This is a genomic window from Clavibacter sp. GW821-FHT01D01, from assembly GCF_059422605.1.
Map to the genome: position 1 here is coordinate 85,728 of NZ_JBWKXC010000009.1, position 24,742 is coordinate 110,469.

Sequence of the window (24,742 nt, forward strand, 5' to 3'; positions counted from 1 at the left end):
CGTCACGCGGGGTCGGAGACCGTGGACGTGAGCGTCGACGACCCGTCCGGACGCCGGCGCACCTCGATCCGGTCGGCCACCCGCTGCTTCAGCTCCTCCACATGGCTGACGATGCCGACCGTGCGGCCGCCGGAGGACAGCCGCCCGAGCTCGGACATGACCGCGTCGAGCGTCTCCGGGTCGAGCGTGCCGAACCCCTCGTCGACGAAGAGCGTGCCGAGCTGCAGCCCTCCCGCCTCCGCCTGCACCACGTCGGCGAGGCCCAGCGCCAGGCTGAGCGACGCGTAGAAGGTCTCGCCGCCGGAGAAGCTCGCGGGCTCGCGCACGCGGTCGACGACGTGGTCGCGGATCTGCAGGGCCAGCCCCGTCTTCCGGGACCGGCTGGTCGCCTCCCGCTCCTCGCTGACCTCGAGCTCGTAGCGCCCGCTCGACATGACCCGCAGCCGTGCGTTGGCGGCCTGCACCACGTCCTCGAACCGGCGCAGCAGCACGTAGGTGCCGAGGGTGACGCCGCGCGAGTTCTCCGGCGTGACGGCGTTGGCGATCTCGGCCATGCGGATCGCGGCGCGCGCCCGGTCGCCCGCGCGGGCGCTCTCCCGTCGGGCCTCCTCGTGCCGGGCGAGGGCGGACGCGCCACGGTCGGCCCGGTCGCGGGCGCGCGCGGCCCGCTCGGCGCTGGTGCGCGCCGCGGCCTGGGCGGCGTCGAGGGCTTCGCGGGCGGCGTCCGGATCCGCGTCCTCGGCGCCCGTGAGCGCCGCGACCTCGGGATCCACCAGGCCCTCCGCGACGACGGCCTGCTCGCGCTCGTGCGCGGCGACCCGCTGGGCGAGGGCCTGCAGCTCCGGCACCGGCAGGGCGGCGGCGCGTGCGGCCTCCTCGGTGGCGATGGACTGGTCGACGAGCGCGCGGGCGAGCTCGTCGGCGCGCGACGCGGCCTCGGACGCCGTGCGCTCGCGCGTCGCGGCGAGGGCGACCAGGCGCTCCACGAGGGCGCGCTCCTCGGCGCGGTCGGCGACGAGGGCGGCGACGCGGGGTCGCACGTCCCCGGGGTCGCGCTCGGGGTCGGCGGGACGGGCGGCGAGCACCGCGCGCACGGCCTCCTCGTCGTCGGCGCACAGCTCGCGGGCGCGGATCACGCGCTCGCGGAGGCCCGAGAGCGCGGCGCGGGCGTCGTCGCGGCGCGTGCGGATCCGCTCGGTCGCCGTGTCGTGGGCGGCCAGCGCGGCCTCCGCGGATCGCAGCGCGCCACCGGCGGCCTCGGCCTCCGCGAGCCGGACCGCGCGGGCGGCGACCTCGGCGTCGGCGGACGCCGCCGTCACGCCGTCGAGCGCGGACGCGGCGACCTCGTGCCGGGCGCTCGCGCCGGAGAGCGCGGCGACCGCCTCGCCCTGCGCCCGCTCGGCGGCGGCGCGGGCATCGGCCGCGGCCTCGATCTCCTGGTCGTCGGGGTGCCCCGGCGCGCTCGGCGCGGGGCGGGGGTGGTCGACGGCGCCGCACACCGGGCACGGCATCCCGTCGGCGAGCTCGCGCGCCAGCTCGCCCGCCAGCCCCCGGATCTTCCGCTCCCGCAGCTCGGCCTCGTGCCGCACGGCCGACATCGCCGCCGCCGAGCGGTCGTCGACGGTGCCGCGGGCCGCGACGACCCGCGCCTCCAGCCCCGCGAGCTCGGCGACGCGGCGCCTCGTCGCCTCCGCCTCGGCGAGCTCGGTGCGCGCCGCCTCAACGCCGCCCGCTGCGGCCGCCGCGCGCTCGCGGGCCTCCAGCAGCGGGATCCGTCCGGCGGGCCGCTCCGCGAGCTCGGCCTCCGCGGTGTCCGCGACCGCCTCCCGCGCCGCCACCTGCTCCTCGGCGGCCCGCACGTCGTCACGCCGGCCGGGCAGGGCGCGCTCGCGCGCCTCGGCGTCGGCGAGCGTGGCCAGCTCGGCCACCAGCGCGTCGCGCCGGGCGGCCAGCGCCGCGGCGGTCGCGTCCGCGAGCTCCGGCCGCGCCGCACGGCAGGCCGCGCGCGCCGCGTCGTCGGCGTCCTCCGCGGCGACGCGCGCCGCCTCCGCCCGGTCGCGGGCGGCCAGCGGGCCGACGACCGCGGCGGCCCGCCGGGCCTCCTCCACCCGCCGGGACAGGCCGGCGACCTCCTCGGCGGCGTCCCGCACGGCCTCCTCGCGGACGATGAGCGCCCGCCGCCGGGCCAGAGCCCGGGTCACGCGCTCGGCGTCGGCGAGCGCGGCGGCCGCGTCCCGGCGGACGTGCTCGTCCTCGGCCCGCGCGTCGTCCGCCGCGTCCGCGGCCTCGGCGAGCACGCGCACGACGTCGGGTGCGTCGGCCACGTCCAGCGCATCCACGCGCGTCGCCTCGCGGAGGCCCGTGACCGCCTCGGCGACCCTCGCGTCGGCCGCGTCGGTGCGCTGCTTCGCGGCCGTCCGCATCTCGGCGAGCCGCTTCGCGGTCGCGTCGTAGACGGCCGTGCCGAACAGCGACTGCAGCACGAGGCGCCGCTGCTCGCCGGTCGAGCGCAGGAACTCCGCGAACTCGCCCTGCGGCAGCACGACGGTCTGCACGAACTGCGCGCGCGTCAGCCCGACGATGCGCGCGATCTCGGTGCCCACCTCCTGCGTGCTGGTGCCGAGCACCTCGCCGGCGTCCGCGTCCGGTGACGAGAGCCGCAGGAGGGTCGCGGACGCGTTCTGGCTCGTGGTGCCCGTGCCGCGCGCCTTCGGGCGCTGGTGCTGCGGGCTCCGGCGCACCCGGTGGATGCCCGCGGCCGTCTCGAAGACGAGCTCCACGTACGGCTCCACCCCGGCCGCCGCGTGGTGGCTGTGCAGGCGGTCGCGGCTGGATCCGTCGCTCGCGAGCGACCCGTACAGCGCGAACACGACGGCGTCGATGAGCGTCGACTTGCCGGATCCGGTGGGCCCCTCCAGCAGGAAGAGCCCCGACCGCCCGAGCTCGGCGAGGTCGATGACGTGCTCCCCGGCGAAGGGCCCGATGGCCTGAAGGGTGAGGCGGTGCAGGTCCATCAGGCGCTCCCATCCGCGGCGAGGGCGTCCTCGTAGGCCTGGCGCAGCACGAGCAGCTCGGGCTCGGTGGGCGCCGCGCCGGTCGCGTACTCCACGAAGTCGGCGGCGACCTCGAGCGGATCCGTCGTCGCGTCGACCACGCGGGACCGCACGCCCTCGACGCGCCCCTCGGGCTCGTGCAGCACGACGAGCGCGTGGGGCAGCGCCTCCCGCACCCGCGCCACGAGGTGGGCCGGGTGCACGGGGTCGGTGACGTGCACGCGCAGCCAGGCGTCGGCGAGGTCGGCGTGCCGCCCGTCGGTGATCTCGGCGAGCGTCCCCGTCACCTCCGCGAGCCGCCGCGGCACGGGCGCCGGGATCAGCTCCACCGCGGTGGAGCCGTCCGCCGCCAGCTCCACGAGCGCGCTCGACTTCCGCTGCAGCCGCTCCCCGAACGAGAACGCGAGCGGCGAGCCGGAGTATCGGATGCGCGGGGCCCGGATGCGCGGGGCGCCGATGGGCGGTGCCCCGACCCCCGCGCCCGCCGCCCGCACCTCCTGCGCCCCGTGCAGGTGCCCGAGCGCCACGTAGTCGGCCCCCGCGAACGCCGCGGCGGGCACCTGGTCGAAGCCGCCGACGCGGATGTCGCGCTCGCTCTCGCTGGGCTCCGCGCCGGTGACGAACGCGTGCGCGACCACGACGACGCGGGCGTCGGGCCGGCCGGCGGCGTCGGCGCGCACGCGGTCCATGGCGGCGCCCAGCACGGCCTCGTGCGAGCGCGGCAGGGGAGGGGACCCGGCGGGAGCGAGCGACGCGCGCACCGCGTCCGGGTCGAGGTAGGGCAGCCCGTAGAAGGCGACCGGCCCGTGCGCGTCGTCGATGACGACGGGCTCGTCGAGCGCCTCCGCCGACGCGAGGATCCGCAGCCCGTCGCGCAGCAGCGCCGACGCGAACCCGAGGCGCGCCGCCGAGTCGTGGTTGCCGGGCGTGACGACGACGGTCGCGAGCGCGCTCAGCCGCCCGAGCGCGTCGGAGAGCAGCCGCACCGTCGGCACGCCGGGCACCGCGCGGTCGTAGACGTCGCCGGCGACGAGCACCACGTCGACCGCGCGCTCGCGCACGACCTCCACGAGGTGGTCGAGGAACGCGGCGTGGTGCGCGTGCAGGTCCTCGCCGTGCAGGGTGCGCCCGAGGTGCCAGTCGCTCGTGTGGAGGATGCGCACGCGGGTCCTTCCGTGGGCGGGCGGCGGTGCCCGTCACGCTACCGGAGGGCTCCGACACGGCCCGCCCGGCCGCGACCGCGCCGCCTCGGGACCCGCCGGGCCCTCGCGGTAGGATCGAGTGTGACTGGAGAGAACCTGCTCGGCGTCCCCGAGACGCGCCTGGCCGACGAGCCCGAGGTGGCGGCGCGCATCGCGAACGCCGACGGCGACCACGACACGCTCGGCGCGATCGCCGCCGACCACCCGCAGTCGTCCCTCGTGTGGGCGCTGCTCGCGGACACGGCCTTCATCCAGGGCGACCGCATCGCCTCGTACGCGTTCGCGCGCGTCGGCTACCACCGTGGGCTCGACGCGCTGCGGAGGTCCGGCTGGAAGGGCCAGGGCCCCGTGCCGTGGAGCCACGAGCCGAACCGCGGCGTCCTCCGCTCCCTGTACGCGCTGCGCCGCGCGGCCGCCGCCATCGGCGAGGAGGACGAGGTCTCCCGCCTCACCGCCTTCCTGCGCGACGCGGATCCGACCGCCGCCGGCCACATCGAGGCCGCGACCGCGGGGGCCCTGCCGCCCACGGAGGCCATCGTCATCCGCGGCCAGGACTGACCCGGCGTCGCCGGATCCCCCGAACCCGCACCCGCTCCACCGCACGCCACCGACCCCGACCCGACCGACCCGCCCCGACGAGGAGTGAGCCATGCCCGCAGTAGTGATCATCGGAGCCCAGTGGGGTGACGAGGGCAAGGGACGCGCGACCGACCTCCTCGGCAGCCGCGTCGACTACGTCGTGAAGTTCAACGGCGGCAACAACGCCGGCCACACGGTCGTCGTCGGCGACGAGAAGTACGCGCTGCACCTGCTGCCGTCCGGCATCCTCACGCCCGGCGTCGTGCCCGTCATCGGCAACGGCGTCGTGGTCGACATCGAGGTGCTCTTCCACGAGCTCGACGCGCTCGCCGCCCGCGGCGTCGACGTCTCGAAGCTCCGCGTGAGCGCGAACGCGCACATCATCACGCACTACCACCGCACCATCGACAAGGTGACGGAGCGCTTCCTCGGCAAGCGCCAGATCGGCACCACGGGCCGCGGCATCGGCCCCACGTACGCGGACAAGATCAACCGCGTCGGCATCCGGATCCAGGACCTCTTCGACGAGAACATCCTGCGCCAGAAGGTGGAGGCGGCCCTCGACGCGAAGAACCACATGCTCGTGAAGATCTACAACCGCCGCGCCATCTCGGCGGAGGAGATCGTCGAGAGCCTGCTCTCCTACGTGGAGCGCCTGCGCCCCATGGTGTGCGACGCGTCGCTCGAGCTGAACGCGGCGCTCGACGCGGGCAAGACGGTGCTGTTCGAGGCCGGTCAGGCCACCATGCTCGACATCGACCACGGCACGTACCCGTTCGTCACGTCCTCGAGCGCCACGTCCGGCGGCGCGGCCACGGGCTCCGGCGTCGCGCCGAACCGGCTCGAGCGGATCATCGCGGTCGTCAAGGCGTACACGACGCGCGTCGGCGCCGGCCCGTTCCCCACGGAGCTGCACGACGAGTCGGGCGAGTACCTGCGCGCGAAGGGCTTCGAGTTCGGCACCACCACCGGCCGCCCGCGCCGCTGCGGCTGGTACGACGCGCCCATCGCGCGCTACACGGCCCGCATCAACGGCGTCACCGACTTCGTGCTCACCAAGCTCGACGTGCTCTCGGGCCTCGCGACCATCCCCGTCTGCGTCGCCTACGACGTCGACGGCGTGCGCCACGACGAGGTGCCCGTCTCGCAGTCCGACTTCCACCACGCGACCCCGATCTACGAGGAGCTCCCGGGCTGGCAGGAGGACATCACGGGCTGCCGCCGCTTCGAGGACCTCCCGAGGAACGCGCAGGACTACGTGATGGCGATCGAGCGCATGAGCGGCGCCCGCATCTCCGCCGTGGGCGTGGGCCCGGAGCGCGAGCAGGTCGTCGTGCTGCACGACCTCCTCGAGGCCTGACCCTGATCCACGACGGCTGGGCCGACGACGCCCGCCTCGGCACCGATGCGGCGGACCTCGCGCGGTTCCTCAGCCGCGCGGACGCGCGCACGACGAACCGCGAGCGGCTCCAGGCGGATCTCGACATGGGGCAGGAGCAGTACGTGGCCGCGTGGCGCGAGCTGCACCGCTTCGGCTACGTGTCGTCGGCGGAGCTGCGGCGGCTCGTCGTCGAGCGGTGACCCGCTAGGCGGTCACGCGCCGTGCGCCCGCAGCGCGCGCACCATGCCGCGGAGGATGCGCGTGGCCTCGTCGCGGTCGCGCACCGAGAGGCCGTCGAGCATGCGCAGCTCGACCGCGCGCACGGCGGCGGACGCCGCCGCCAGCTGGCTCCGGCCGGCCGTGGTGAGGCGCGTGGGCTGCACCCGGCCGACCGCCTCCTCCGCGGGACGGGTGACGATCCCGTCGCGCTCGAGGGTCTGCAGCAGCACGTTCATCGACTGGCGCGTCACGAAGGCGCCGCGGGCGAGGTCGGAGTTCGAGGATCCGGGCCGCTGGGCCAGGAGCTCGAGGCACGAGTAGTGCGTGATGGTCATGCCGAGGGGCCGCAGCGCCTCCTCCATGGCCTGCCGCAACGCGCTCGACGCCTCCTTCAGCAGGTAGCCGAGCGAGGTCGGGAGGTCGATGCCGTCGTCGCCTTGCGTCATGTCAGCATTCTGACATACGCTCCTCCATGTCAGGCTTCTGACATGCAACCGAGGAGACACCATGCCCGCCACCGGCCCCGACTTCATCTCGCTCCAGGTCCGCGACCTCGACGCCGCCCAGGCGTTCTACGAGCGCTACCTGGGCCTCGTCCGCTCGCCCGACGGACCCCCGCACGCCGTCGTCTTCCGGACCGCTCCCATCGCGTTCGCGCTCCGCGACGTGATCCCCGGCACCGACCTCGACGCGGTCCCGCAGCCCGGCATCGGGGCCGCGATCTGGCTGCACGCCACGGACGTGCAGGAGATCCACGACCGGCTCGCCGCCGACGGCCACCGCATCGTCACCGCGCCCCTCGACGGGCCCTTCGGCCGCACGTTCGCCTTCGCGGACCTCGACGGCTACCACGTGACGCTGCACGACCGGGCGTGACGGAGGCTGCCCCCGCGACGCGGGGTGGCGGATCCCCTCGGGGAGCGCCACGCTGAGGGCATCCGACCGAGGGATCCGCATGCGCCGCTCACCGCTCGTCCCCGCCGCCCTCGCGGCGGTCCTCCTCCTCGCGGGCTGCGCGCCGGCCGCCGACCCGGCGGGGACCCTCGCCGCCGGGGATCCTCCCGCATCGTCGTCATCGGGCGGCGATCCCGTGGCGGTGCCGACGCCCGTCGAGGTGACCGGCTACGACTGCAACATCCGCCCGGTCGATCCCGCGGCGTTCGCGGAGCGGGAGCCGCTCAGCAGCCTGGGCGAGGAGGGCGCCGCCGCGCTCGCCGAGGCCACGCGGGGCTGGGAGGGCCACCCCGGCTTCCCGCCGGAGGACGGCTGGTTCGTGCTCGCGTCCTCCGCCACCGACATCGAGATCATGCGCGCGGTCACCGAGCCGTACGACCTGGGCAACGGCGAGATCCCACCGGACCACGAGTACCTCGCGGCGAAGCACGTCGGACAGCCGGGCGAGGAGCCCGCGTGGACGGTGTGGTCCGCGTCGCCGTGCGCGCTCCGGCTGGACTACGCGGAGCTCGACCCGCCCATGATCGCCTTCGAGGTGGAGCCGGATCCCTCGGCGGATCGGCTCACGTTCCTCGTCACCGAATCCGCCTGCAACTCCGGGGAGGACGCGGCCGGCCGCGTCCAGCTCGTCTCCCTCGAGGAGACCGGCGACCGGGTCGAGGTGGCCTTCGCCGTCCGGCCGCGCCACGAGGGCGCGACGTGCCAGGGGAACCCGGCCACGCCGTCCACGGTGGCTCTGTCGGCTCCCCTGGGGGACCGCGAGGTGGTCGACACGGGACTCGTCATCCCGCGACCGGTAGGGCTGCGCCCCGGGATGTAGGGGCGTCCAGCGGCGACTCGGCCCGCCCGCGCGATGTGCCCTCCAGCATCGCGGTCGCGATGAGGTCCGCCGCCCGCTCCGGCGTGATGCGCGACGTGTCGACGACCTCCGCCTCGGCGTGCAGCCAGGTGCGCGCGGCCACCGCGTAGGGCTCCATCCGCGAGAAGCGGAACGCCGACGGGCCGAGCTCCGGATCGTGCTGGATGCGGTCGCGGAGCACGTCCGCGTCGGCGTGCAGCACGAAGTGGCGGACGGGGATCCCGTGGGCGACGAGGCCCTCGCTGATCTCGCGCCAGTACGCCTCCGTGAGCACGGTCATGGGCATCACGAGCGTGCCGCCCGCGTACTCGAGCACGCGACGGGCCGTCTCGACCACGAGGGGACGCCACGGCGCCCAGTGCTGGAAGTCGTCGGTCGCGGGCAGGCCCGGGCGGATGTCCATCAGCACCTCGCCGACCTTCTCGGCGTCGAGCACCCGGCTGCCGGGGATCCGCTCCGCCAGGAGCCTGCTCGTCGTCGTCTTGCCGACCCCGTGCGTGCCGTTCAGCCAGACGATCATGCGCCGAGGCTATCGGCGGCGGTGCGCCGACGGCATCCGGCGGGCGACGGATCCCGGCCCGTCCTGGCAGACGACGGGCGCGCGGGCCAGGCTGGAGGGGCGACGGGGACCCGGCCCCGCACCTCGACGCGCCATCCCGCGCACGCGGAAGGACACCATGCTCTCCATCGTCTACTCCAGCACCGCGGAGACGTCCTTCGACGACGTCGACCTCGCGCAGCTCATGGCGCAGAGCCGCGCGACGAACGAGGCCCACGGGCTCACGGGGCTCCTCGTCCACCGGCAGGGGCGCTTCCTCCAGCTGATCGAGGGCGAGGAGGCCGACGTGCGGGAGCGCATGGCCGCGATCCTCGCGGACGACCGCCACGGCCGCATCGCGACGCTGATGGAGGAGGAGATCGCCGAGCGGCAGTTCCCCGACTGGACCATGGGCTTCGCGCGGTACGACGCACGCGTCGCCGAGCGGATCCCCGGCTACCGCGACACCTTCGACGACCTGCAGGGCGATCGTCCGGACGACGCCATCCGGCCGGCGCTCCGCGAGCTGATCCGGTGGTTCCAGGAGGACACCGGCCGACTGTCCTGACGGACGCCGCTCAGGCGGTCGGTACCGCGCTCCGCCAGAAGCCCGCGAGCAGGTCGGCGCTCGCCTGCGGCTGGTCGACCTGGGCCGAGTGCCCCGCGTCGGCGACGACCTCGTAGCGGGCGCCCGCGCGCTCCGCCATGTCGCGCTGCCAGTCCTGCGGCCACGCGTCGTCGGTGTCGCCGTGCGACACGAGGACGGGGAGCCCGGTGGCCCGCAGCTCGTCGACCCGGTCGGTCTGCGCCTGCATGATCTCCAGCGCGCCGAGCAGCTGCGCCGACGCGGTGCCGAGCAGGCGCGTGCGGTACCAGGCCACCTCCGGGTCGTCGCCGTCGAGCCGCTCGGGGAGGAACCACAGCGGCCAGAGCGCGGCGCTGCCCGCCGCCCGGATCGCGGCGATCTGCTCGGAGCGGTCGGCCCGGCTGCGGGGGCCCGAGTTCCAGTGCGTGTAGCTGGCGAAGCGGCCGGGGTCGCGGATCACGGCCTGCAGCCCCACGACGCCGCCGAAGCTGTGGCCGAGCAGGTGCACGGGGCCGAGCGGCGCGGCAGGGGCGGCGTCGGTGGCGACGTGGCGGCCGCCGGATCCGCCGCGGCCCGCCAGCGCGTCGACCACGTGGTGCACGTCCTGACCGAGGGTCTCGAGCTCGTAGCCGGAGGAGTCGACGGGCGGCTCGGCCTGGCCGGGACCGGTGGATCCCCACTGCCCGCGCTGCGAGAACGCGACGACCGTGAAGCCGCGGTCCGCGAGCGGTCCCATGACCGGGAGGAAGTCCTCCTTCGAGCCGGTGAAGCCCGGCACGAGCAGGGCGACGGGCGCCGTGGCCGGATCCCCGGTGCGGGCGGGCACGCGCACGGCCGAGAGCCGTGCGGCCGGCACCTCGATCGTCAGGTCCTCCGCGTCGTGGGGCCGGTGGTCGGACAGGGTGCGCGGGGCCTGGGCGTCGATGCTCATCCCGTCAGCGTAGGCCCGGCCGGATCGAGAACAGCTCCTGCGGGGTGGCGCCCGTCGCGTCGCAGATGAGCGTGAGGGTCGTGAAGCGGATGGCCTTCGCCCGGTCGTTCTTGAGGATCGACAGGTTCGCCATGGTGATGCCCGTGCGCGCCGACAGCTCGGTGAGCGTCATGCCGCGGGCGGCGAGCACGGCATCGAGGTGGCACGCGATGCGGTGCGGGGCGACGGGGTCGCCGGCGCCGGGATCAGACGACGCCATCGACGTCCTCGACGAGGCGCGCGCCCGCGCGGAACGCGGCCGTGAGCGCGAGGGCGACGAGGCCCGCGAGGAGGAGGTCGACGGGCCAGGCGACGGGGTCGCTGCCGATGGTCGCGTAGTCGACGCCGAGGAAGCCCTCGCGTCCCGGGTCGCCGACGCCGAACGTGCCGACGGCGCCCCCGCCGCCGAACCCGAAGCCGAGGCCGGCGGCCAGGTACGTGCTGGCGACCACGCCGGCCACCCCCTGCGCGACGCCGCCGACGAGCAGCGTGATCGCGAGCCGCCGCCAGTTCGCGACGACGAACGCGTGGAACGGCTCGCCCTGGGCGATGCCCCGGAGCGCCCGCAGCAGCCAGGCGACGGCGAGCACCACGGTCACGCCGTGGACGACCGACGGCACGGCGCCGAGGACCCGGAGCAGGAGGTCGGCGTCGGCCAGCGACCCCGACGCGCCCTCTCGGAGGACGGCGTCGCGCACCTGCGGTAGCTCCGAGAGCGGCAGGCCGGGGTCGGCGCCTCCGCCCGCGAACAGGTATCGGCCGGTGACCGTCGTGATGGCACGGCTCGCGTCCGCGAGCACCGTCCACGTCATCACGAGCAGGAGCGCGAATCGCGTGACCCGCATGGCCCGCGGGCGCTCCCGCACCGGCCGGCTCTCGATGATGCCCGTGCTCGCCATGCCGCTCCCCTTATCGATCTTCGATGTCATCGACAATCAACACCATGCGGTGGGCGAGCGCAAGGGGTCAGCCCGCGTCGACCACCGGGAGCGTCAGCAGGAAGCGCGCCCCCGCGCCCGGGACCGCGGGCAGGCACACCAGGTCGCCGCCCTGGGCCCGGGCGAGCGCCCGGGCGATGGGGAGACCGAGGCCCGCACCGCCGTCCTGGCGGTCGCGGCCGTCGTCGAGGCGCACGAGGCGGTCGAAGATCCGCTCCCGGTCGGCGTCGGGCACGCCGCGGCCGTCGTCGACGACCGTGATGCGGACCGTGTCCGGGTCCTGCTCCTCGGCCTCGACCCGCACCTCGGCGGCCGCGTAGCGGGCCGCGTTCTGCAGCAGGTTGTCGAGCACCTGCGCCAGCCGGTCCGGATCCGCGCGCACCGCCGGCGGAGCGCCGCGCACCTCCGCGACCACGCGCGTGCCGGGCGTCCGGTCGCGCTGCCGGGCGGCCGCCGCCTCGACGGCGGGCGGGATCCGCACGGGCCGGCCCTCGACGGACAGGCCCTCGTCGAGCCGGGCCATCATGAGCATGTCGTCGACGAGGCGGCCCGCCCGGATCGCCTCGCGCACCACGTGCACCGAGAGCCGCTCGCGCTCCTCGCCGGACAGGTGCGCGCGGACGAGCGCGTCGGCGGAGGCGCGGATGCCCGCGACGGGGGTGCGCAGCTCGTGCGCGGCGTCGGCGACGAAGGCGCGCATCCGCGCCTCGGCCGCGAGCGCCTGGTGCTCGGCGTGCTCCAGGTCGTCGAGCATCTCGTCGAAGGCAGTCGCGGTGCGGCCGAGCTCGGTGCCGGGGCGCGTCGGACGGAGCCGCCGCCCCCGATCCCCGCGGCCGATGGAGCGGGCGACGCCCGTCATGTCCTCGAGCGGCTTGAGCGTGCGGCGCACGACGACCACGAGCGCCACCGCCGCCAGCAGGAGGAACACGGCGGAGGCCCCCGCGAGGATCCCGCGGAGCGAGGCCAGCGTGCCGTCGACGGATCCGGTGCTCGCGGACAGCTCGAGCACCGTGCCGTCGCTGAGGTCCGAGCGGAGCGTGATCTCGCGGTCCGAGGAGACGACCGAGCTGGCGGTCACGGTCACCGCGTCGTCGCCCGTCGCCGGCGCGGGCGCCGGGGTCGTGGCGCTGCCGGGGCCGTCGCCGGGCGGGCCGGGCAGCGTGCCGCCCAGGGGATCACGTCCCGGTCCGACCGACACGGCGCCGCCGTCGGGGCTCGTGATCTGCACGGCCACGCCCTGCGCCGACAGCCGCTCGGCGAGGTCCTCGTCGTCGAGCACGCCCACGAGCGCGGCGGCGGCGGAGGCACGGTCCGCGAGCCGGTCCTGGATCTGCTGCCGCAGCTCGGCCCCGAGGATCGCCTGCACGGTGAGCGACAGCGCCACCAGCAGCACCGCGAGGAGCGCCAGCACGGCGAGCACCGTGCGCGTGCGGAGGGACCCGGTGCGGAGCGGCCCCGCGCTCACGCCTCCACCCGGTAGCCCAGCCCGCGCACGGTGTGGAGGAGTCGCGGCCCGCGGGCCTCCATCTTCTTCCGCAGCGCGCTGATGTGCACCTCGACGAGGTTCGGGTCGGCGTGGTCGTAGCCCCACACCTGCGTGAGCAGCTGCGTCTTGGAGAGGGTGCGTCCGCGGTGCGCGGCGAGGTAGGCGAGCAGCTGGAACTCGATCGAGGTGAGGTCGAGCGCCTGGCCGTCGCGCTGCGCGAGCCCGGAGTCGGGATCCACCAGCAGGTCGCCGATCTCCACCACGCTGGCGAGCCGGCCCCGCCGGCGGAGCACCGCGCCGACCCGGGCGACGAGCTCCGCGAGGGCGAACGGCTTCACGATGTAGTCGTCGACGCCCTCGCCGAAGCCGCGCAGGCGGTCCTCGACGGCGTCGCGGGCGGTGAGCATGATGACGCTCGCGTCGCTCCAGCGACGGATCCGCTCGGCGAGCTGGATGCCGCTCGGGCCGGGCAGCATCCAGTCGAGCACCACGAGGTCGGGCAGGAACGCGCGCACCTCGTCCTCCAGCTCCACGCCCGACGCGAGGCCGCGCACGACGAACCGCTCGGCGGTGAGGGTGGAGACGACGGCGGCGCGGATGGCCTCGTCGTCCTCGACCACGAGGACGCGCGCGGGAGGGAGCATGTGCCGACTGTAGGAGCCGCGCATGGGGGTTCCGGGCGCATGTCCGCTCCGGGCGCGGAACTTAAGCAGGACTTCAGATCCGCTGCCGAGCCTGGGGACACCGACCACGGCGCATCCCGAGCCGCGGCGGTCACGGAAGGAACACCATGGACGACTCGACCACCGCCTTCGCGCGGAAGCCCGCCTCCCGGAAGCGCCGCGCGGGCATCGCCGTCGGCATCGCCGGCGCCTCCCTCGGCCTCGTCGCGCTCCTCTCCTCGGCGGCCTTCGCCGACGGGGACGGCGGCGACTCCTCGGGCGCGGCCGGATCCGCGACGGGCACCTCCACGACCTGCCCCGCCCCGCCCGCGCTGCCGGACGGCAGCGCCCCGCCCGCACCGCCCGCGACGCTGCCGGCCCCGCCCGTCGGCGAGGACGGCGGACCCGCGACGGCGCCGACCCCGACCCCGCCCGCGCCCGCGGACGAGGACGGCGCGAAGCCCACCCCTCCGGCGCCGCCGGCGAGCGAGGACGGCACGACCCCCGCTCCTCCCACCCCGCCCGCGCCCGCGGACGGCGAGTCCGCGACGGTCCCGGCACCGCCCGCGACCGAGGACGGCACGGCGCCCACCCCTCCGACGCCGCCCACGGACGCCGACGGCACGCCCGCGGCGCCGCCCGCCCCGCCCGCCGACGGCTGCGCGCCGCTCGCCCCGCCCGTCGGCGCGGACGGGAAGGCGCCCACCCCGCCCGCCGGCCCCGCCGGCGTCGCGGGCCCCGGTGCGCACGGTCCGGAGGGCGCCGCGACGGCGCCGAGCGCACCCGGCACGACCGGGGGATCGACGTCCGGCAGCGAGCCCGCCACGACGCCCGCCCCGACGCCGACGCCGACGCCCACGTCCGGCAGCTGACCGGCTCCGCGCCCGGACGGGACCCGCGCACCTCCGCGGGTCCCGTCCGGCCGTCTGGCAGGCTGGCGCCGTGACCGCCATCGTCCCCGCGCCCGCCTCCCTCGTCGGCTCCCACGTCCGGCTCGACCCGCTCACCCCGGAGCACCTGCCCGCCCTGCACGCGGCGATCGGCCACCCGGCGGTCTTCGCCGGCGGCTTCGGCGGCGGCGCAGCCGGCCTCCCCGCCGATGCGGACGCCTTCGCCGCCTGGGCCGGGACCTACTTCCGCTGGGACGACCTGCCGACCGCGGTGATCCTCGTCGGCGGCCCCCACGACGGGGAGCTCGTCGGCACCACGAGCCTCACCGAGCTCGACGTGCGCCGCGAGCGCGCGCACCTCGGCTGGACCGCCTACGACCCGCGCGTCTGGGGGACCGTCGTGAACGCGGAGGCCAAGCGGCTCCTCCTCGGCCTCGCGTTCGACTCCGGCTTCGGCCGCGTGAAGCTCCAGGCGGATGCCCGGAACGCGCACTCGCGCGCGGCCATCCTCAAGCTCGGCGCGACCTTCGAGGGCGTCTGCCGTCGCGATCAGCGCCGAGCGGACGGGACCTGGCGCGATGCCGCGATCCACTCGATCCTCGCCGACGAGTGGCCGGCCGTCCGCGCGGGGCTCGACGCCCGCATCGCGGCCCACGAGGGCCGGCCGGTGCTGTTCCGGACCCCGGCCGCCTGACCGCGCGATCCCGCGCGGGGCTCACGCCGCCGCGACGGGACGCGCCCCCGGCAGGTCGTGCGTGCCCGGCAGGCGATGCGCGCCCGGGGCCGCCGCATCGCGCGCGGGCACGATCTCGGCGACGCGGAGCGAGTGCACGTGCAGCCGGGCGTGCGGCGGCCCTTCCGCCACGCGGATCACGCCGGGCCCGCGGTGCAGGTGCACGGTGACGACCGTCGTGCGCCGCGTCGTCCCCGGCTCCAGCGGCGCGTAGCGCACGGTGCGGGCCTGCGCGCGGTCGACGGCGAGGCCGAGGGCGAGCGGCGCGGATCCGCCGTGGTCGTAGGCGATGGCCACCGCGTGCGGGCCGATGCGGTCGGCGACGACGGCGAAGTCGAGGAGGCCGGAGCGGCCGGGATCACCGCCCTCGGCGGGGACGCAGGCGGCGGGGACGCAGGCGGCGGGGCCACCGGAGGCGGCGGCGCCCGAGGCGGGAACCCGCGAGGCGCTGGCGGCGCGGTAGGTGCGGACGTGGACGATGGAGGGCCTCCGGGGGCGCGCATCGGGGGGGGGCGGGTGCGGGCTCGGGTCCGGCCGGGAAGCCGTGCCCGGTCCCGCGGGCGGCGCGTCGGGCCCGGGTGGGGCGGCGGCGCGTGCGTCGAGGACGAGATCGCGCACGGGACGGGGGCGTCGGGCGGCGCGTCGTTCGGCCCTGCGGGTCAGGGCGGCGGCCTCACCCTACGGCGTCGCGGGCCTCCGTACCGGCTCGCCGCGGGTGCGGTGCCGATCCGTCCCCCGTGCCGCCTCACCCGTGCGGCGGATGCGGCCGCAGGGTCCGCCTCCATACCGTCGGGGGAGGACGTGACGACGGGAGACGGACCATGCAGAGCACCTGGGCGGCGGCCCTCCTCGGCGACCGGGAGGACCCCCGCGTCCGCCTGCACGCGCTCCACGGCGGGCCCCCGGCGACGGCGGGGCAGCCGCCGGCGGCCGCGCTGGACTGGGCCACGCGGATCCTCGCGGAGGCCGACCCGGGGCGCCGCGCCGACGCCCTGGCGGCGACGCGCCTCCTGCGCCGGGCCGCCCGGCGGCTGGGCCTCCGGCCCGCCGTGTTCCTGGCGGAGCACGCGGTCGCGCGCCGGCGCCCCGCGTGACGCCCGCACGCGGATCCCTGCACCACGTCGAGCTGCAGGTGCGCGACCTCGACGCCGCGCTCGCCTCCTGGGGCTGGCTCCTCGGCGAGCTCGGCTACGCGGAGGAGACTCGCTGGTCCGCCGGCGCCACGCTGCGCCTCGGCGACGCGTACCTCGTGATCGCCCGCGCTCCGCGGGACGTCCCGCACGACCGCCGTGGCGCGGGCCTCAGCCACCTCGCCTTCCACGCGGGGTCCGCCGCCGACGTCGAGCGGCTCTGGGTCGCGGCGCCGGAGCACGGCTGGGCGCACCTCTACGTCGACCGCCACCCGTTCGCCGGGGGGCCGGACCACCGCGCCGCGTTCCTCGAGGACGGGGAGCGCATGAAGGTCGAGCTCGTGGCCGACGCCTGACCGTCGATCATCTGACCGCTGACCGCTGACCGCTGACCGCTGACCGCTGACCGCTGACCGCTGACCGCCTGACCCCGGCCCCGCCCACCCGCGGCGGCGCCGCCTGCGACCTGAGTCGCAACCCGGGTGCCGACTCCCGCGCCCTGTGCGGCGGGCGTCGACCGGGGAGCGTGGGATCCATGGACACGACACCCCGATCCACCGCCCCACGCCCCGCCCCGGACGGCCGACGCGCCCGCGCTCCCCGCGGCGCGCGCCGTCCGCGTCGACTCGCCGCGACCGTCGGCGCGCTCGCCCTCGCCCTCGTGATCCCGCTCGCCGCGGGTGCCGCGAGCGCCGCCCCCGCGGATCCGCCGCCCCCGGCCCCGCCGCAGCACCAGCCCGGCGGTCACGACCTCACGCAGGCCGACGTCGACGCCTGGCTCGACGGCGTCGTCGGCTCCGCGCTGGCCACGACGGGCATCCCGGGCGCCGCCGTCTCCGTGGTCGCCGACGGCCGCGTGCTCACCGCCCGCGGCTACGGCCTCGCCGACACCGGCACGGAGGGCGCGCCCGCCACGCCGGTGGATCCCGACCGCACCCTCTTCCGCGTCGGCTCCGTCTCCAAGGTGGTCTCCGCCACGGCGGTCATGCAGCTGGTGGAGGAGGGCCGGCTCGACCTCGACGCCGACGTGCAGCAGTACCTGGACTTCGACCTCGACACCCCGAAGGGCGCCGTCACCCTGCGGCACCTCCTCACGCACACGGCCGGCTTCGAGGAGGTCATCTCGGGCCTCATCGGGCTGCCCGGCAGCGAGCGGTCCCTCGACGACGCGATGCGCACCGATCCGCCCGCCCAGGTCTTCGTGCCCGGCACCACCCCCGCCTACTCCAACTACGGCGCGAGCCTCGCGGGCTACGTCGCCGAGCGCGTCGCGGGCCGGTCGTTCGTCGACCTGGTGCAGCAGCGGGTGCTCGACCGCGCGGGCATGGAGTCCTCCTCCTTCGCCCAGCCGCTGCCCGAGGACCTCGCCGCCCGGATGGCGAAGGGCTACCCCGACGACTCGCAGCCGGCGTACCCGGTGGAGGTCGTGAACGCGGCGCCCGCCGGCGCCCTCTCCGCCACGGCGACCGACATGGCGCGCTTCATGCTCGGCCACCTGGGCGACCTCCCCGCGGACCAGGCGCTCCTGGATCCCGCCACCCTCGACCTGATGCACCGCCCCGCCCTCGACGCCGACCAGCTCGGCACCCTGGCCGCCGGGCAGCGCATGGCGCTCGGCTTCTTCGACGACAGCACGCCGGGCCTCCCGGCCGTCGGCCACGACGGCGACACCAACGTCTTCCACTCGGCGCTGCGCGTGTTCCCCGGGAGCGACGCCGGCATCTTCCTCACGCTCAACGGCAACGGCCGCGACGCCGTCGACACGCTCGAGCTGCGCACGGCCGTGCTGCAGGGCTTCGCCGACCGGTACCTGCGGGATGCCGAGGAGGGCACGGCGGCCATCGCGACCGCCGCGGCCGGCACCGCCCCCGCGGGGGATCCGGCCGCCGCCGCGGCCCTCGCCGGCACCTGGACGTCCTCCCGGTCCCCGGTCACCAACCCCGGCGCGCTCCTGGCGCTCAGCGGCCAGACGGAGATCGTGCCGCGCGCCGACGGGACCGTCGCCGTCACCCCGAAGCCGCTCGGCGTGACGACGGGCGTCTACGAGAGGGCGGGCGACCACCTGTGGCGGGAGGTCGGCGGCGACGCCGTGCTCGCCACCCGGGAGGACGCCGACGGCACCGTCTCCGCCATCTCGTGGGGCGCGTCCTTCACGCTCCTCCGGGCCGAGCCCTGGCAGGCCGCGTCCGTCGCGATCCCCGGGCTCCTCGCCGCCGTGGCCGTGCTGCTGGTCTCGGTGGTCGCCTGGCCCGCGACGGCGATCGCCGGCATCGGCCGCCGCCGGTCCCCGCGCCCCGACGCGGCGGGAGAGGCCGTGCCGGTCCCGCGCCCGCGCCGCAGCCGTGCGCTCCTGCTCTCCCGCATCGGCCAGGCGGTGACCCTCCTGGCGCTCGCCGGCTGGACCGTGGCCGCCCTCGAGGCCATGTCCTTCGTCGACGTGTCCGCCGTCTCGCTCCGCACCCTCCAGGCGCTGCAGCTGGCCGGGGCGCTCGCCGTGGTCCCCGCCGCGCTCGCCGCCGTCCAGGCGGTCCGCACCCGTCGCGGGGCGTGGATCGTCGCGGGCCGGATCCTCGTGGTCCTCGCCCTGGCCGGCATCGCGGCCTTCGCGGTCGGCTTCCGCCTCCTCGCCCCGAGCGTGAGCTACTGATGCGCGGCGGCGACGGGCGCGACGCCTGGCATGCTCGGGAGGTGACCGACCCGACACCCGACCGAGCCGACGCGGCGGCCCCCGTCCCCGCCCGACCGCGGGGCGCCCTGGCCGGCCGGGTCCGCGCGGCCCTCGCCCGCGTCGGGATCCGCACCGAGGCCGGACGCGACGCCGCCGCGGCCGCCGCCTGGGCGCTCCTCACCGTGCTGCTGCTCGGGGTGCTCGCCGCGCTCGTCTGGGCGGACGGCACCGCGCGCACCATGTCGCCGGCGCAGGGCGCGGTCATCGCGGTCCTCGCCGTCGTGCAGTGCGTGCCCCTGGCGTTTCGGCGGCGGCATCCGCGGTCGACCCTCCTGGCCGTCTCCGTCCTGCAGGCGGCGCTCGTGGCTGTGCTCCCGCCGCAGTTCGGGTTCTGGGCCGCCGCGCCCGTCGTCGCGGCCTACACGGTCGGGGCGCTGCTGCCGCCGGCGTCCGCCGTCCGCATCGTGGTCGCGGCCGTCGGCATCGAGGCGGTCGGCGCGTTCGCGGCGGCGACGGGCCAGGCGCGGGCGCTGCTCGTGCCCACGGCGGTGGATGCCCGCCTCGGCCTCGACACGGTCGTCTCGGCCACCTCGATCCTCGTCAGCGGGCTGCTCATCGCCGCCGCGAGCGCCGCCGTCGGATCCTGGGTGGCGCTCCGCCGGCGCCACGACGAGGACGTGCTCGCGCGGGCCGCGGAGACCGTCGAGCACCAGGCCGCGCTCGGCCGGGCCGCGATCGCCGCCGAGCGCACCCGGATGGCGCGCGAGCTGCACGACGTGGCCGCGCACCACCTCACGGCGCTCGTCGTGCAGGCCGGAGCGGCCGAGCGGCTCGTGGACCGCGATCCCGAGCGCGCCAAGGACTCCCTGCGGGGGATCCGCGTGCAGGGCCGCGAGACCCTCGACGCCCTGCGCTCCATCGTCGGGATCCTGCGCCAGACCCCCGACGCCGAGGGCGGCGACGACGCGGGCACCGCCCCCGTGCCCGGCCTCGCCGACCTGCCCGGGCTCGTGGCGGCCGCCCGCACCGCCGGCACGGAGGTCGACGAGCGCGCGACCGGTGCGGCGCCGCCGCTCGCGCCGCTGGCCGACGTCACGGCCTACCGCACGGTGCAGGAGTCCCTCGCGAACGCCCGTCGGCACGCCCCGGGATCCGCGGTAGCCCTGACCGTCGAGGCCGGCCCGACGCGCGTGGCCCTCACGGTCGAGAACGCGCTGCCCGCGGCCGCCTCGGCGACCGCGCCGGGCTACGGCCTGCTGGGGATGCGCGAGCGCGCCGCGCTGGTCGGCGGTCGGCTGGAGGCGGGGCCCACCGCCGCCGGCACCTGGCGCGTGCGCCTCGAGCTGCCGGTCGAGCCCGTCGCCGGCGACGCCCGGGGCGACGCGTGATCCGCGTGGTCCTGGTCGACGACCAGTCCATCGTCCGCGCCGGCTTCCGGGTGGTGCTCGAGACCGCCGGGGGGATCGAGGTCGTCGGCGAGGCGTCCGGCGGCCGCGAGGCCGTGGAGCTGGTGCGCCGCCTCGCGCCCGACGTCGTCGTGATGGACGTGCGCATGCCCGGGGGCGACGGCATCGAGGCGACCCGCGCGATCACCGGAGCGGACGCCGCCACCGGCGCGGACGCCGCCGCCACGTCCGGCACCGCAGCCCCGTCCGCGTCCCCGTCCCCGTCCGCCGCCGACCGCGCCCCCGCCGTCCTCGTGGCGACCACGTTCGACCTCGACGAGTACGTGTTCGGCGCCCTCGAGGCGGGCGCCCGCGGGTTCGTGCTGAAGGACGCGGAGCCGGAGGAGTTCATCCAGGCGGTGCGGGCGCTGGCGGAGGGGCGCGCCGCCCTCGACGGCGTGACCACCCGGCGCGTGATGGCGGAGTTCACCCGCCGGCGCGCCGCGTCCGCCGTGCACCCCGGCGCCGACGTGCTCACGCCGCGCGAGCAGGACATCGTGCGGCTCCTCGGCGACGGCCTCTCCAACGACGAGATCGGCGGGCGCCTCGTCATCGAGACGAGCACCGTGAAGTCGCACCTGACCCGGATCATGACCAAGCTCGGCACGCGCGACCGCCTCCAGACGGTGGTCTGGGGCTACCGGTCGGGCCTGCTGCCCTGACCCGGGGCCGGCCCGGCGACGGACGCGGCGACGGACGCGGCGATGCACCCGCCGCGTCCAGCGGCGATCCACCGTCCCCGCCGCGAACACCCGCCGCGCGCGCCGCGCGCTCCCAGCCGGATCGTGGTGTCATGGGTGCATGGAACCCATCTACACCGCGATCGCGCACGCCTCCGGCGGAGGACGCGACGGACACGTACGCAGCGAGGACGACCGCATCGACTTCGACACCCGTCCCCCGAAGGAGATGGGCGGCTCGGGCGACGGCACGAACCCCGAGCAGCTCTTCGCCGCGGGGTACAGCGCCTGCTTCCTGGGCGCCGTGCACCTCGTCGGCAAGAACGCCGGCGTCGACACGAAGGACGCGGGCGTCTCCGCCAGCGTCTCCATCGGCGACAACGGCGAGGGCGGCTTCGGCCTGGCCGTCGAGCTCGACGTCTACCTCCCGAACGTCGATGCGGAGCGCCGCCAGGAGATCGCGGACGCGGCCCACCAGGTCTGCCCGTACTCCAACGCCACGCGCGGCAACATCGAGGTGAAGGTCACCATCGTCGACTGATCCACCGGCACCACCCGCGAGGCGGGCGCACCCATCGGGTGCGCCCGCCTCCGTCGTCCCAGGGACGGATCGGTAGGGTCGGTCCATGCCTGAGAACACCGGCCCCGCAGGGGCGCCCCTCGACGACGACGCCCGTGCCGCCCTCGACGAGCTGGCGGACATCCGCGGCAGCATCGACAACATCGACGCCGCCCTCGTGCACCTGCTCGCGGAGCGGTTCAAGTTCACGCAGTCGGTCGGCCGGCTGAAGGCCGCGCACGGGCTGCCCGCGGCGGATCCGGAGCGCGAGCGCCGCCAGATCCTCCGCCTCCGCGCCCTCGCCGAGGAGTCCCGCCTCGACCCGGCCTTCGCGGAGAAGTTCCTCGGCTTCATCGTGGCCGAGGTCATCCACCACCACACCCGCATCGCCGAGGACCAGGGCGCGGCGACCTCCGCGGTCGCCCCCGAGGACGGCGGGCCCGCGGCCTGACCCGGCCCGCGCCTCGTCCGGCGCGCCCCGCCCGGCGGCCCGGACCCGGCCGGTGCGCGGAGCACCGGCGGGCGGCTCAGGCCCCCGGGTACGTCTCCCGCAGCACGCGCTCGAGCAGCTCGGCGACGGCGCCCGGCCCGGAGCGCTCGGCGACGCGCTCGACGCCCGCGTTGTAGTTCGTGTTCGTGTTCACGTCGTAGGTCACCAGCCGGCCGTCGGCCGTCTCGATGAACTCGATCCCGGCGACCTCCACCCCGAGCCCCGCGAGGAACCGGACGTAGCGCTCGACCAGCGGGTGCTCGGCGGTCACGTCCTCCCGGAGCGAGAAGATCGTGTCGCCCGGCTGCTGCGCGATGGTGGCCCCGGGCGGCATCACGAGGGCGCCGGTGGCGGGATCGATCTCGCATGCGTCCGCCGGGCAGAGCTGGTACCCGCCGCGGGCCGTGTCGGCCTGGATGGCGTAGACGAAGCACCCGCCCACGATCTCGACCCGCGTCACGCGCGGCGTCGCGGCCTCGAGGAACTCCTGCAGCAGCGTGATCCCGTCCTGCGGCTCCTCGAACTCCGGCCCCTCCACGTAGGCGGCCAGCTCGTCGACGCTCTCGAAGCGGCGCACCCCGAGGCCCTTCCCGCCCTGGTTGTGCTTCGTGATGAACGGGGTCGGCAGGTCGCGCGCCGCCTCGACGATGCGGTGGCTGCCGATCACGGCGCGCGTGCGCGGCACCTCGATGCCGGCGGCGCGGAGCGCGGTGAGCTGGTCGACCTTGCTGACCTCGAGCTCGATCGTGCGGCGCCCGTTCACGGTCCGGCGGCCGTGCGCCTCCAGCCAGCTCATCAGCGCGCGCGTGTAGTCCTTCGAGAGCGCGTGGTCGCGCGTGTGCGCCGACGCGCTGATCCTCGACCAGAACACGCCCTCGGGCGGGGCGTCGTCGAGCGGCAGCACCCCGTCGGTCAGCAGCCACTCCTCGTAGGGCACGCCCCGGGCGTCGAGGGCGGCGGCGAACGGCCCGAACCACTCGGGGTTCTCGTGGATGGCGTAGACCTTCGGTGCGGTGCTCATCCCTCCAGGCTACGAGCCCCGGACGCGCGGCGCCTGCGCGCGACGGCGGGCGGCGACGGCGGGCGGCGGCGCCGCGGCCGACCCCGACGCGCGCTGCCGGGTCGGCGTCAGCGCAGGCGCACCAGCGCCTGCACGGGCAGGTGGTCGCTCATCCACCGGCCGCGCCAGGCGAAGTCGTTGACGGCGGCGGCGCGGACGTCGACGCGGTCGCTCACGAGGATCCAGTCGATGCGCGGGGCGCCCACGACCGGCGGCCGGTACTCGGGCTGCGTGCCGAACGCGGGGGTCGCCTGCCGCGGGGTGTCGAGCCACGAGTCGCGGAGGCCGCCGCGGCGCGTGAGCGCGTCGTAGGGCGTGGAGTCGACGTCCGCGTTGAAGTCGCCGAGGAGCGCGAGCGGCAGGCCGGCGAACCGGGTGCGGACGAGCTCGGCGATGGCCTCGGCGGCGCGGTCGCGCGCCTCGGCGGAGTCGTGGTCGAGGTGCGTGACCATCACCACGAGCGGCAGGCCGGTGGCCTCGTCCTGGAAGCGGGCCCAGGTGAGGATCCGCGGCAGCGGGTTGCCCCACGTCATGCTGCCGATCACGTCCGGGGTGTCGGACAGCCACATCACGTCGTGCTCGAGGAGCGTCAGGCGCGACGCCTGGTAGAAGATCGCCCCGTGCTCGCCGTGGCTGCCGCCGTCGCGGCCCTGCCCGATCATCCGGTACGACGGCGGGAGCGCCTTCTCGATCGCCTGCACCTGGGGCCAGAGGGCCTCCTGGACGCCGAGCACCGTGGGGCGCTCCTGCTGCAGGTACCGGGTCAGCACCTCCTGGCGCTCGGGCCAGTGATCCGCCTCGCCCGGGCGCGTCCCGTTCCAGGGCATGCGCACGTTGAGGGAGATCAGGTGGAGGTCGTCGCCGGTCGTCGGGCCGATCGCGGTGGTCATGGGATCCATTCAACCGCGCCCGGCTGACCGCCGGGCCGTGGAGCGGGGATCGGACGCGCCGCGGTGCGTCAGCAGCCGGGGGTGACGAGCGCCTTGACGAACGCGCCGGTCTGGTACGTGTACTGCGAGACCCACTGGCGGAGGTCGAAGTCCACCGGGTCCTCGACGACCATGAGGTCGCCCTCGAAGCAGCGGTCGAAGATCAGTTGCGTGCGGGTGACGTGCGGCGTCCAGGTGATGACGATGGCGCTCGTCCACCCGTTCTCCTCGGACTTCTCCTTGAGGTAGCGCGCCTCGCCCTGCGTGGTGAACGGGGACGGGGTGTCGCACGTGACCGGGTAGGGGAACTCGCCGTTGCAGGCGGCCAGCTCGCCGGCCGACTGCGGGCCCGTGGTGGGCACCGAGAAGACGACCGTGTCGGAGAAGCCCTCGTCCACTAGCTTCGCCGCGAGGTCGCGGCGCGTGGGGTTGGGCGGGCCGATGACGTAGATCACGTCGGCCTTCTCCGGCTGGCTCGCGGGCGGGAAGACGAAGAGCGGGATGCCCGCGAGGAGCCACGCGAGCAGCAGGACGAGGAGCGCGAGGAGGGTGCGCACGATCCAGCGGCGGACGCGGTGCGCCCGACGGGGCGGTGTGGGGGCGGTGCTGGGTGTCAACGTGTGCTCTCGGCCTGGTGTCATCCGCGGGGGCGGCGGGCGGGCGTGCGGGGGCGGTGCGTCCCCCGACGGCTCGTCGAGCCTACGGGGAGCGCGGACGGGGACGAAGCCCCC

At 76.4% G+C, this 24,742-nt stretch carries 27 protein-coding genes; 14 read left to right on the forward strand and 13 right to left on the reverse strand.

The features are described from left to right. Nucleotides 1-2: 2 nt before the first annotated feature. Together AC07VC_RS12655 and AC07VC_RS12660 are read right to left on the reverse strand one after the other, a co-directional pair. The gene (locus AC07VC_RS12655) at nt 3-3,014 is read right to left on the reverse strand and encodes an AAA family ATPase (protein ID WP_494675168.1); all 3,012 of its coding nucleotides are present in this window, start codon (nt 3,012-3,014) and stop codon (nt 3-5) included. Next, nucleotides 3,014-4,216: an exonuclease SbcCD subunit D gene (locus AC07VC_RS12660; RefSeq protein WP_494675169.1), complete on the reverse strand. Its 1,203-nt coding sequence runs from the start codon at nt 4,214-4,216 to the stop codon at nt 3,014-3,016. The genes AC07VC_RS12655 and AC07VC_RS12660 overlap by 1 nt, the downstream gene beginning before the upstream one ends. Before the next feature lie 120 nt (nt 4,217-4,336). Between AC07VC_RS12660 and AC07VC_RS12665 the strand changes: the two genes are divergently transcribed. Beyond that, nucleotides 4,337-4,813 (forward strand): DUF3151 domain-containing protein, encoded by a 477-nt coding sequence (locus AC07VC_RS12665; protein ID WP_317230191.1) that lies wholly within the window; start codon nt 4,337-4,339, stop codon nt 4,811-4,813. 91 nt (nt 4,814-4,904) lie between these two features. After that, on the forward strand, nt 4,905-6,194 hold the full coding sequence (locus tag AC07VC_RS12670) for an adenylosuccinate synthase (RefSeq protein ID WP_494675170.1): 1,290 nt from the start codon (nt 4,905-4,907) through the stop codon (nt 6,192-6,194). A gap of 233 nt (nt 6,195-6,427) precedes the next feature. On the opposite strand, the gene AC07VC_RS12675 is transcribed toward AC07VC_RS12670, so the two are convergent. Beyond that, nucleotides 6,428-6,880, reverse strand: coding sequence for a MarR family winged helix-turn-helix transcriptional regulator (locus AC07VC_RS12675; protein ID WP_494675171.1), 453 nt, complete (start codon nt 6,878-6,880; stop codon nt 6,428-6,430). Nucleotides 6,881-6,941: 61 nt separating this feature from the next. Between AC07VC_RS12675 and AC07VC_RS12680 the strand changes: the two genes are divergently transcribed. After that, nucleotides 6,942-7,310, forward strand: a complete 369-nt coding sequence (locus AC07VC_RS12680) for a VOC family protein (protein ID WP_494675172.1) — start codon at nt 6,942-6,944, stop codon at nt 7,308-7,310. 79 nt (nt 7,311-7,389) lie between these two features. Next, a complete protein-coding gene (locus AC07VC_RS12685) occupies nt 7,390-8,208 on the forward strand; it encodes a hypothetical protein (protein ID WP_494675173.1) in 819 nt (272 codons plus the stop codon). On the opposite strand, the gene AC07VC_RS12690 is transcribed toward AC07VC_RS12685, so the two are convergent. Then, nucleotides 8,171-8,767: a P-loop nucleotide/nucleoside kinase family protein gene (locus AC07VC_RS12690; RefSeq protein WP_494675174.1), complete on the reverse strand. Its 597-nt coding sequence runs from the start codon at nt 8,765-8,767 to the stop codon at nt 8,171-8,173. The genes AC07VC_RS12685 and AC07VC_RS12690 overlap by 38 nt on opposite strands. Before the next feature lie 157 nt (nt 8,768-8,924). Here AC07VC_RS12690 and AC07VC_RS12695 point away from each other — a divergent pair, with 157 nt between their 5' ends. After that, a complete protein-coding gene (locus AC07VC_RS12695; protein WP_094115137.1) occupies nt 8,925-9,353 on the forward strand; it encodes a BLUF domain-containing protein in 429 nt (142 codons plus the stop codon). Nucleotides 9,354-9,363: 10 nt separating this feature from the next. Here AC07VC_RS12695 and AC07VC_RS12700 read toward each other — a convergent pair whose 3' ends face one another. The 5 genes from AC07VC_RS12700 to AC07VC_RS12720 form a co-directional block, all read right to left on the reverse strand. After that, the gene (locus tag AC07VC_RS12700; RefSeq protein ID WP_494675175.1) at nt 9,364-10,302 is read right to left on the reverse strand and encodes an alpha/beta fold hydrolase; all 939 of its coding nucleotides are present in this window, start codon (nt 10,300-10,302) and stop codon (nt 9,364-9,366) included. Between the two features lie 4 nt (nt 10,303-10,306). After that, a complete protein-coding gene (locus AC07VC_RS12705) occupies nt 10,307-10,561 on the reverse strand; it encodes a helix-turn-helix domain-containing protein (RefSeq protein WP_317230198.1) in 255 nt (84 codons plus the stop codon). Then, a complete protein-coding gene (locus AC07VC_RS12710) occupies nt 10,548-11,240 on the reverse strand; it encodes a hypothetical protein (RefSeq protein ID WP_494675176.1) in 693 nt (230 codons plus the stop codon). The genes AC07VC_RS12705 and AC07VC_RS12710 overlap by 14 nt, the downstream gene beginning before the upstream one ends. Before the next feature lie 67 nt (nt 11,241-11,307). Continuing rightward, nucleotides 11,308-12,744, reverse strand: coding sequence for a sensor histidine kinase (locus tag AC07VC_RS12715; protein ID WP_494675177.1), 1,437 nt, complete (start codon nt 12,742-12,744; stop codon nt 11,308-11,310). Beyond that, a complete protein-coding gene (locus AC07VC_RS12720) occupies nt 12,741-13,409 on the reverse strand; it encodes a response regulator transcription factor (RefSeq protein ID WP_494675178.1) in 669 nt (222 codons plus the stop codon). Before AC07VC_RS12720 ends, AC07VC_RS12715 begins: the two co-directional genes overlap by 4 nt. Nucleotides 13,410-13,555: 146 nt before the next feature. Here AC07VC_RS12720 and AC07VC_RS12725 point away from each other — a divergent pair, with 146 nt between their 5' ends. Further along, nucleotides 13,556-14,299 carry a hypothetical protein gene (locus AC07VC_RS12725; RefSeq protein WP_494675179.1) on the forward strand — a complete coding sequence of 248 codons (744 nt, stop codon included), beginning with the start codon at nt 13,556-13,558 and terminating at the stop codon, nt 14,297-14,299. A gap of 70 nt (nt 14,300-14,369) precedes the next feature. After that, nucleotides 14,370-15,011, forward strand: coding sequence for a GNAT family N-acetyltransferase (locus AC07VC_RS12730; protein ID WP_494675180.1), 642 nt, complete (start codon nt 14,370-14,372; stop codon nt 15,009-15,011). Between the two features lie 21 nt (nt 15,012-15,032). Here AC07VC_RS12730 and AC07VC_RS12735 read toward each other — a convergent pair whose 3' ends face one another. After that, nucleotides 15,033-15,668 (reverse strand): hypothetical protein, encoded by a 636-nt coding sequence (locus tag AC07VC_RS12735; RefSeq protein WP_494675181.1) that lies wholly within the window; start codon nt 15,666-15,668, stop codon nt 15,033-15,035. A gap of 203 nt (nt 15,669-15,871) precedes the next feature. On the opposite strand from AC07VC_RS12735, the gene AC07VC_RS12740 reads away from it, so the two are divergent. The 7 genes from AC07VC_RS12740 (at nt 15,872) to AC07VC_RS12770 (ending at nt 21,983) form a co-directional block, all read left to right on the forward strand. Continuing rightward, a complete protein-coding gene (locus AC07VC_RS12740) occupies nt 15,872-16,144 on the forward strand; it encodes a hypothetical protein (protein ID WP_494675182.1) in 273 nt (90 codons plus the stop codon). Then, entirely contained in the window at nt 16,141-16,536 is a 396-nt protein-coding gene (locus AC07VC_RS12745; RefSeq protein WP_317231333.1) for a VOC family protein, read from the forward strand. The genes AC07VC_RS12740 and AC07VC_RS12745 overlap by 4 nt, the downstream gene beginning before the upstream one ends. A 179-nt stretch (nt 16,537-16,715) precedes the next feature. After that, nucleotides 16,716-18,827: a serine hydrolase domain-containing protein gene (locus AC07VC_RS12750; protein ID WP_494675183.1), complete on the forward strand. Its 2,112-nt coding sequence runs from the start codon at nt 16,716-16,718 to the stop codon at nt 18,825-18,827. 41 nt (nt 18,828-18,868) lie between these two features. After that, nucleotides 18,869-20,236 (forward strand): sensor histidine kinase, encoded by a 1,368-nt coding sequence (locus AC07VC_RS12755; protein WP_494675184.1) that lies wholly within the window; start codon nt 18,869-18,871, stop codon nt 20,234-20,236. Continuing rightward, complete coding sequence (locus tag AC07VC_RS12760; RefSeq protein WP_494675185.1) at nt 20,233-20,955, forward strand: response regulator transcription factor; 723 nt, start codon at nt 20,233-20,235, stop codon at nt 20,953-20,955. The genes AC07VC_RS12755 and AC07VC_RS12760 overlap by 4 nt, the downstream gene beginning before the upstream one ends. A gap of 139 nt (nt 20,956-21,094) precedes the next feature. Continuing rightward, a complete protein-coding gene (locus AC07VC_RS12765) occupies nt 21,095-21,514 on the forward strand; it encodes an organic hydroperoxide resistance protein (protein ID WP_094115150.1) in 420 nt (139 codons plus the stop codon). A gap of 85 nt (nt 21,515-21,599) precedes the next feature. Then, nucleotides 21,600-21,983 (forward strand): chorismate mutase, encoded by a 384-nt coding sequence (locus tag AC07VC_RS12770; RefSeq protein WP_104290379.1) that lies wholly within the window; start codon nt 21,600-21,602, stop codon nt 21,981-21,983. 76 nt (nt 21,984-22,059) lie between these two features. On the opposite strand, the gene AC07VC_RS12775 is transcribed toward AC07VC_RS12770, so the two are convergent. The 3 genes from AC07VC_RS12775 to AC07VC_RS12785 all read right to left on the reverse strand — a co-directional run bounded on the left by AC07VC_RS12775 (nt 22,060) and on the right by AC07VC_RS12785 (nt 24,568). Continuing rightward, entirely contained in the window at nt 22,060-23,043 is a 984-nt protein-coding gene (locus AC07VC_RS12775; protein ID WP_494675186.1) for an ATP-grasp domain-containing protein, read from the reverse strand. Nucleotides 23,044-23,150: 107 nt separating this feature from the next. Further along, a complete protein-coding gene (locus tag AC07VC_RS12780; RefSeq protein WP_494675187.1) occupies nt 23,151-23,972 on the reverse strand; it encodes an endonuclease/exonuclease/phosphatase family protein in 822 nt (273 codons plus the stop codon). A gap of 68 nt (nt 23,973-24,040) precedes the next feature. Further along, entirely contained in the window at nt 24,041-24,568 is a 528-nt protein-coding gene (locus AC07VC_RS12785) for a YdcF family protein (protein WP_494675188.1), read from the reverse strand. Nucleotides 24,569-24,742: the final 174 nt, after the last annotated feature.

Bases quoted from the DNA above. Each gene is read 5' to 3' on its own strand.
- AC07VC_RS12680 (WP_494675172.1), top strand. From the start codon at position 6,942: ATGCCCGCCACCGGCCCCGACTTCATCTCGCTCCAGGTCCGCGACCTC.
- AC07VC_RS12750 (WP_494675183.1), top strand. From the start codon at position 16,716: ATGGACACGACACCCCGATCCACCGCCCCACGCCCCGCCCCGGACGGC.
- AC07VC_RS12710 (WP_494675176.1), bottom strand. From the start codon at position 11,240: ATGGCGAGCACGGGCATCATCGAGAGCCGGCCGGTGCGGGAGCGCCCG.
- AC07VC_RS12670 (WP_494675170.1), top strand. From the start codon at position 4,905: ATGCCCGCAGTAGTGATCATCGGAGCCCAGTGGGGTGACGAGGGCAAG.
- AC07VC_RS12780 (WP_494675187.1), bottom strand. From the start codon at position 23,972: ATGACCACCGCGATCGGCCCGACGACCGGCGACGACCTCCACCTGATC.
- AC07VC_RS12725 (WP_494675179.1), top strand. From the start codon at position 13,556: ATGGACGACTCGACCACCGCCTTCGCGCGGAAGCCCGCCTCCCGGAAG.
- AC07VC_RS12705 (WP_317230198.1), bottom strand. From the start codon at position 10,561: ATGGCGTCGTCTGATCCCGGCGCCGGCGACCCCGTCGCCCCGCACCGC.
- AC07VC_RS12690 (WP_494675174.1), bottom strand. From the start codon at position 8,767: ATGATCGTCTGGCTGAACGGCACGCACGGGGTCGGCAAGACGACGACG.
- AC07VC_RS12720 (WP_494675178.1), bottom strand. From the start codon at position 13,409: ATGCTCCCTCCCGCGCGCGTCCTCGTGGTCGAGGACGACGAGGCCATC.
- AC07VC_RS12740 (WP_494675182.1), top strand. From the start codon at position 15,872: ATGCAGAGCACCTGGGCGGCGGCCCTCCTCGGCGACCGGGAGGACCCC.
- AC07VC_RS12675 (WP_494675171.1), bottom strand. From the start codon at position 6,880: ATGACGCAAGGCGACGACGGCATCGACCTCCCGACCTCGCTCGGCTAC.
- AC07VC_RS12770 (WP_104290379.1), top strand. From the start codon at position 21,600: ATGCCTGAGAACACCGGCCCCGCAGGGGCGCCCCTCGACGACGACGCC.
- AC07VC_RS12695 (WP_094115137.1), top strand. From the start codon at position 8,925: ATGCTCTCCATCGTCTACTCCAGCACCGCGGAGACGTCCTTCGACGAC.
- AC07VC_RS12765 (WP_094115150.1), top strand. From the start codon at position 21,095: ATGGAACCCATCTACACCGCGATCGCGCACGCCTCCGGCGGAGGACGC.
- AC07VC_RS12685 (WP_494675173.1), top strand. From the start codon at position 7,390: ATGCGCCGCTCACCGCTCGTCCCCGCCGCCCTCGCGGCGGTCCTCCTC.
- AC07VC_RS12655 (WP_494675168.1), bottom strand. From the start codon at position 3,014: ATGGACCTGCACCGCCTCACCCTTCAGGCCATCGGGCCCTTCGCCGGG.
- AC07VC_RS12775 (WP_494675186.1), bottom strand. From the start codon at position 23,043: ATGAGCACCGCACCGAAGGTCTACGCCATCCACGAGAACCCCGAGTGG.
- AC07VC_RS12700 (WP_494675175.1), bottom strand. From the start codon at position 10,302: ATGAGCATCGACGCCCAGGCCCCGCGCACCCTGTCCGACCACCGGCCC.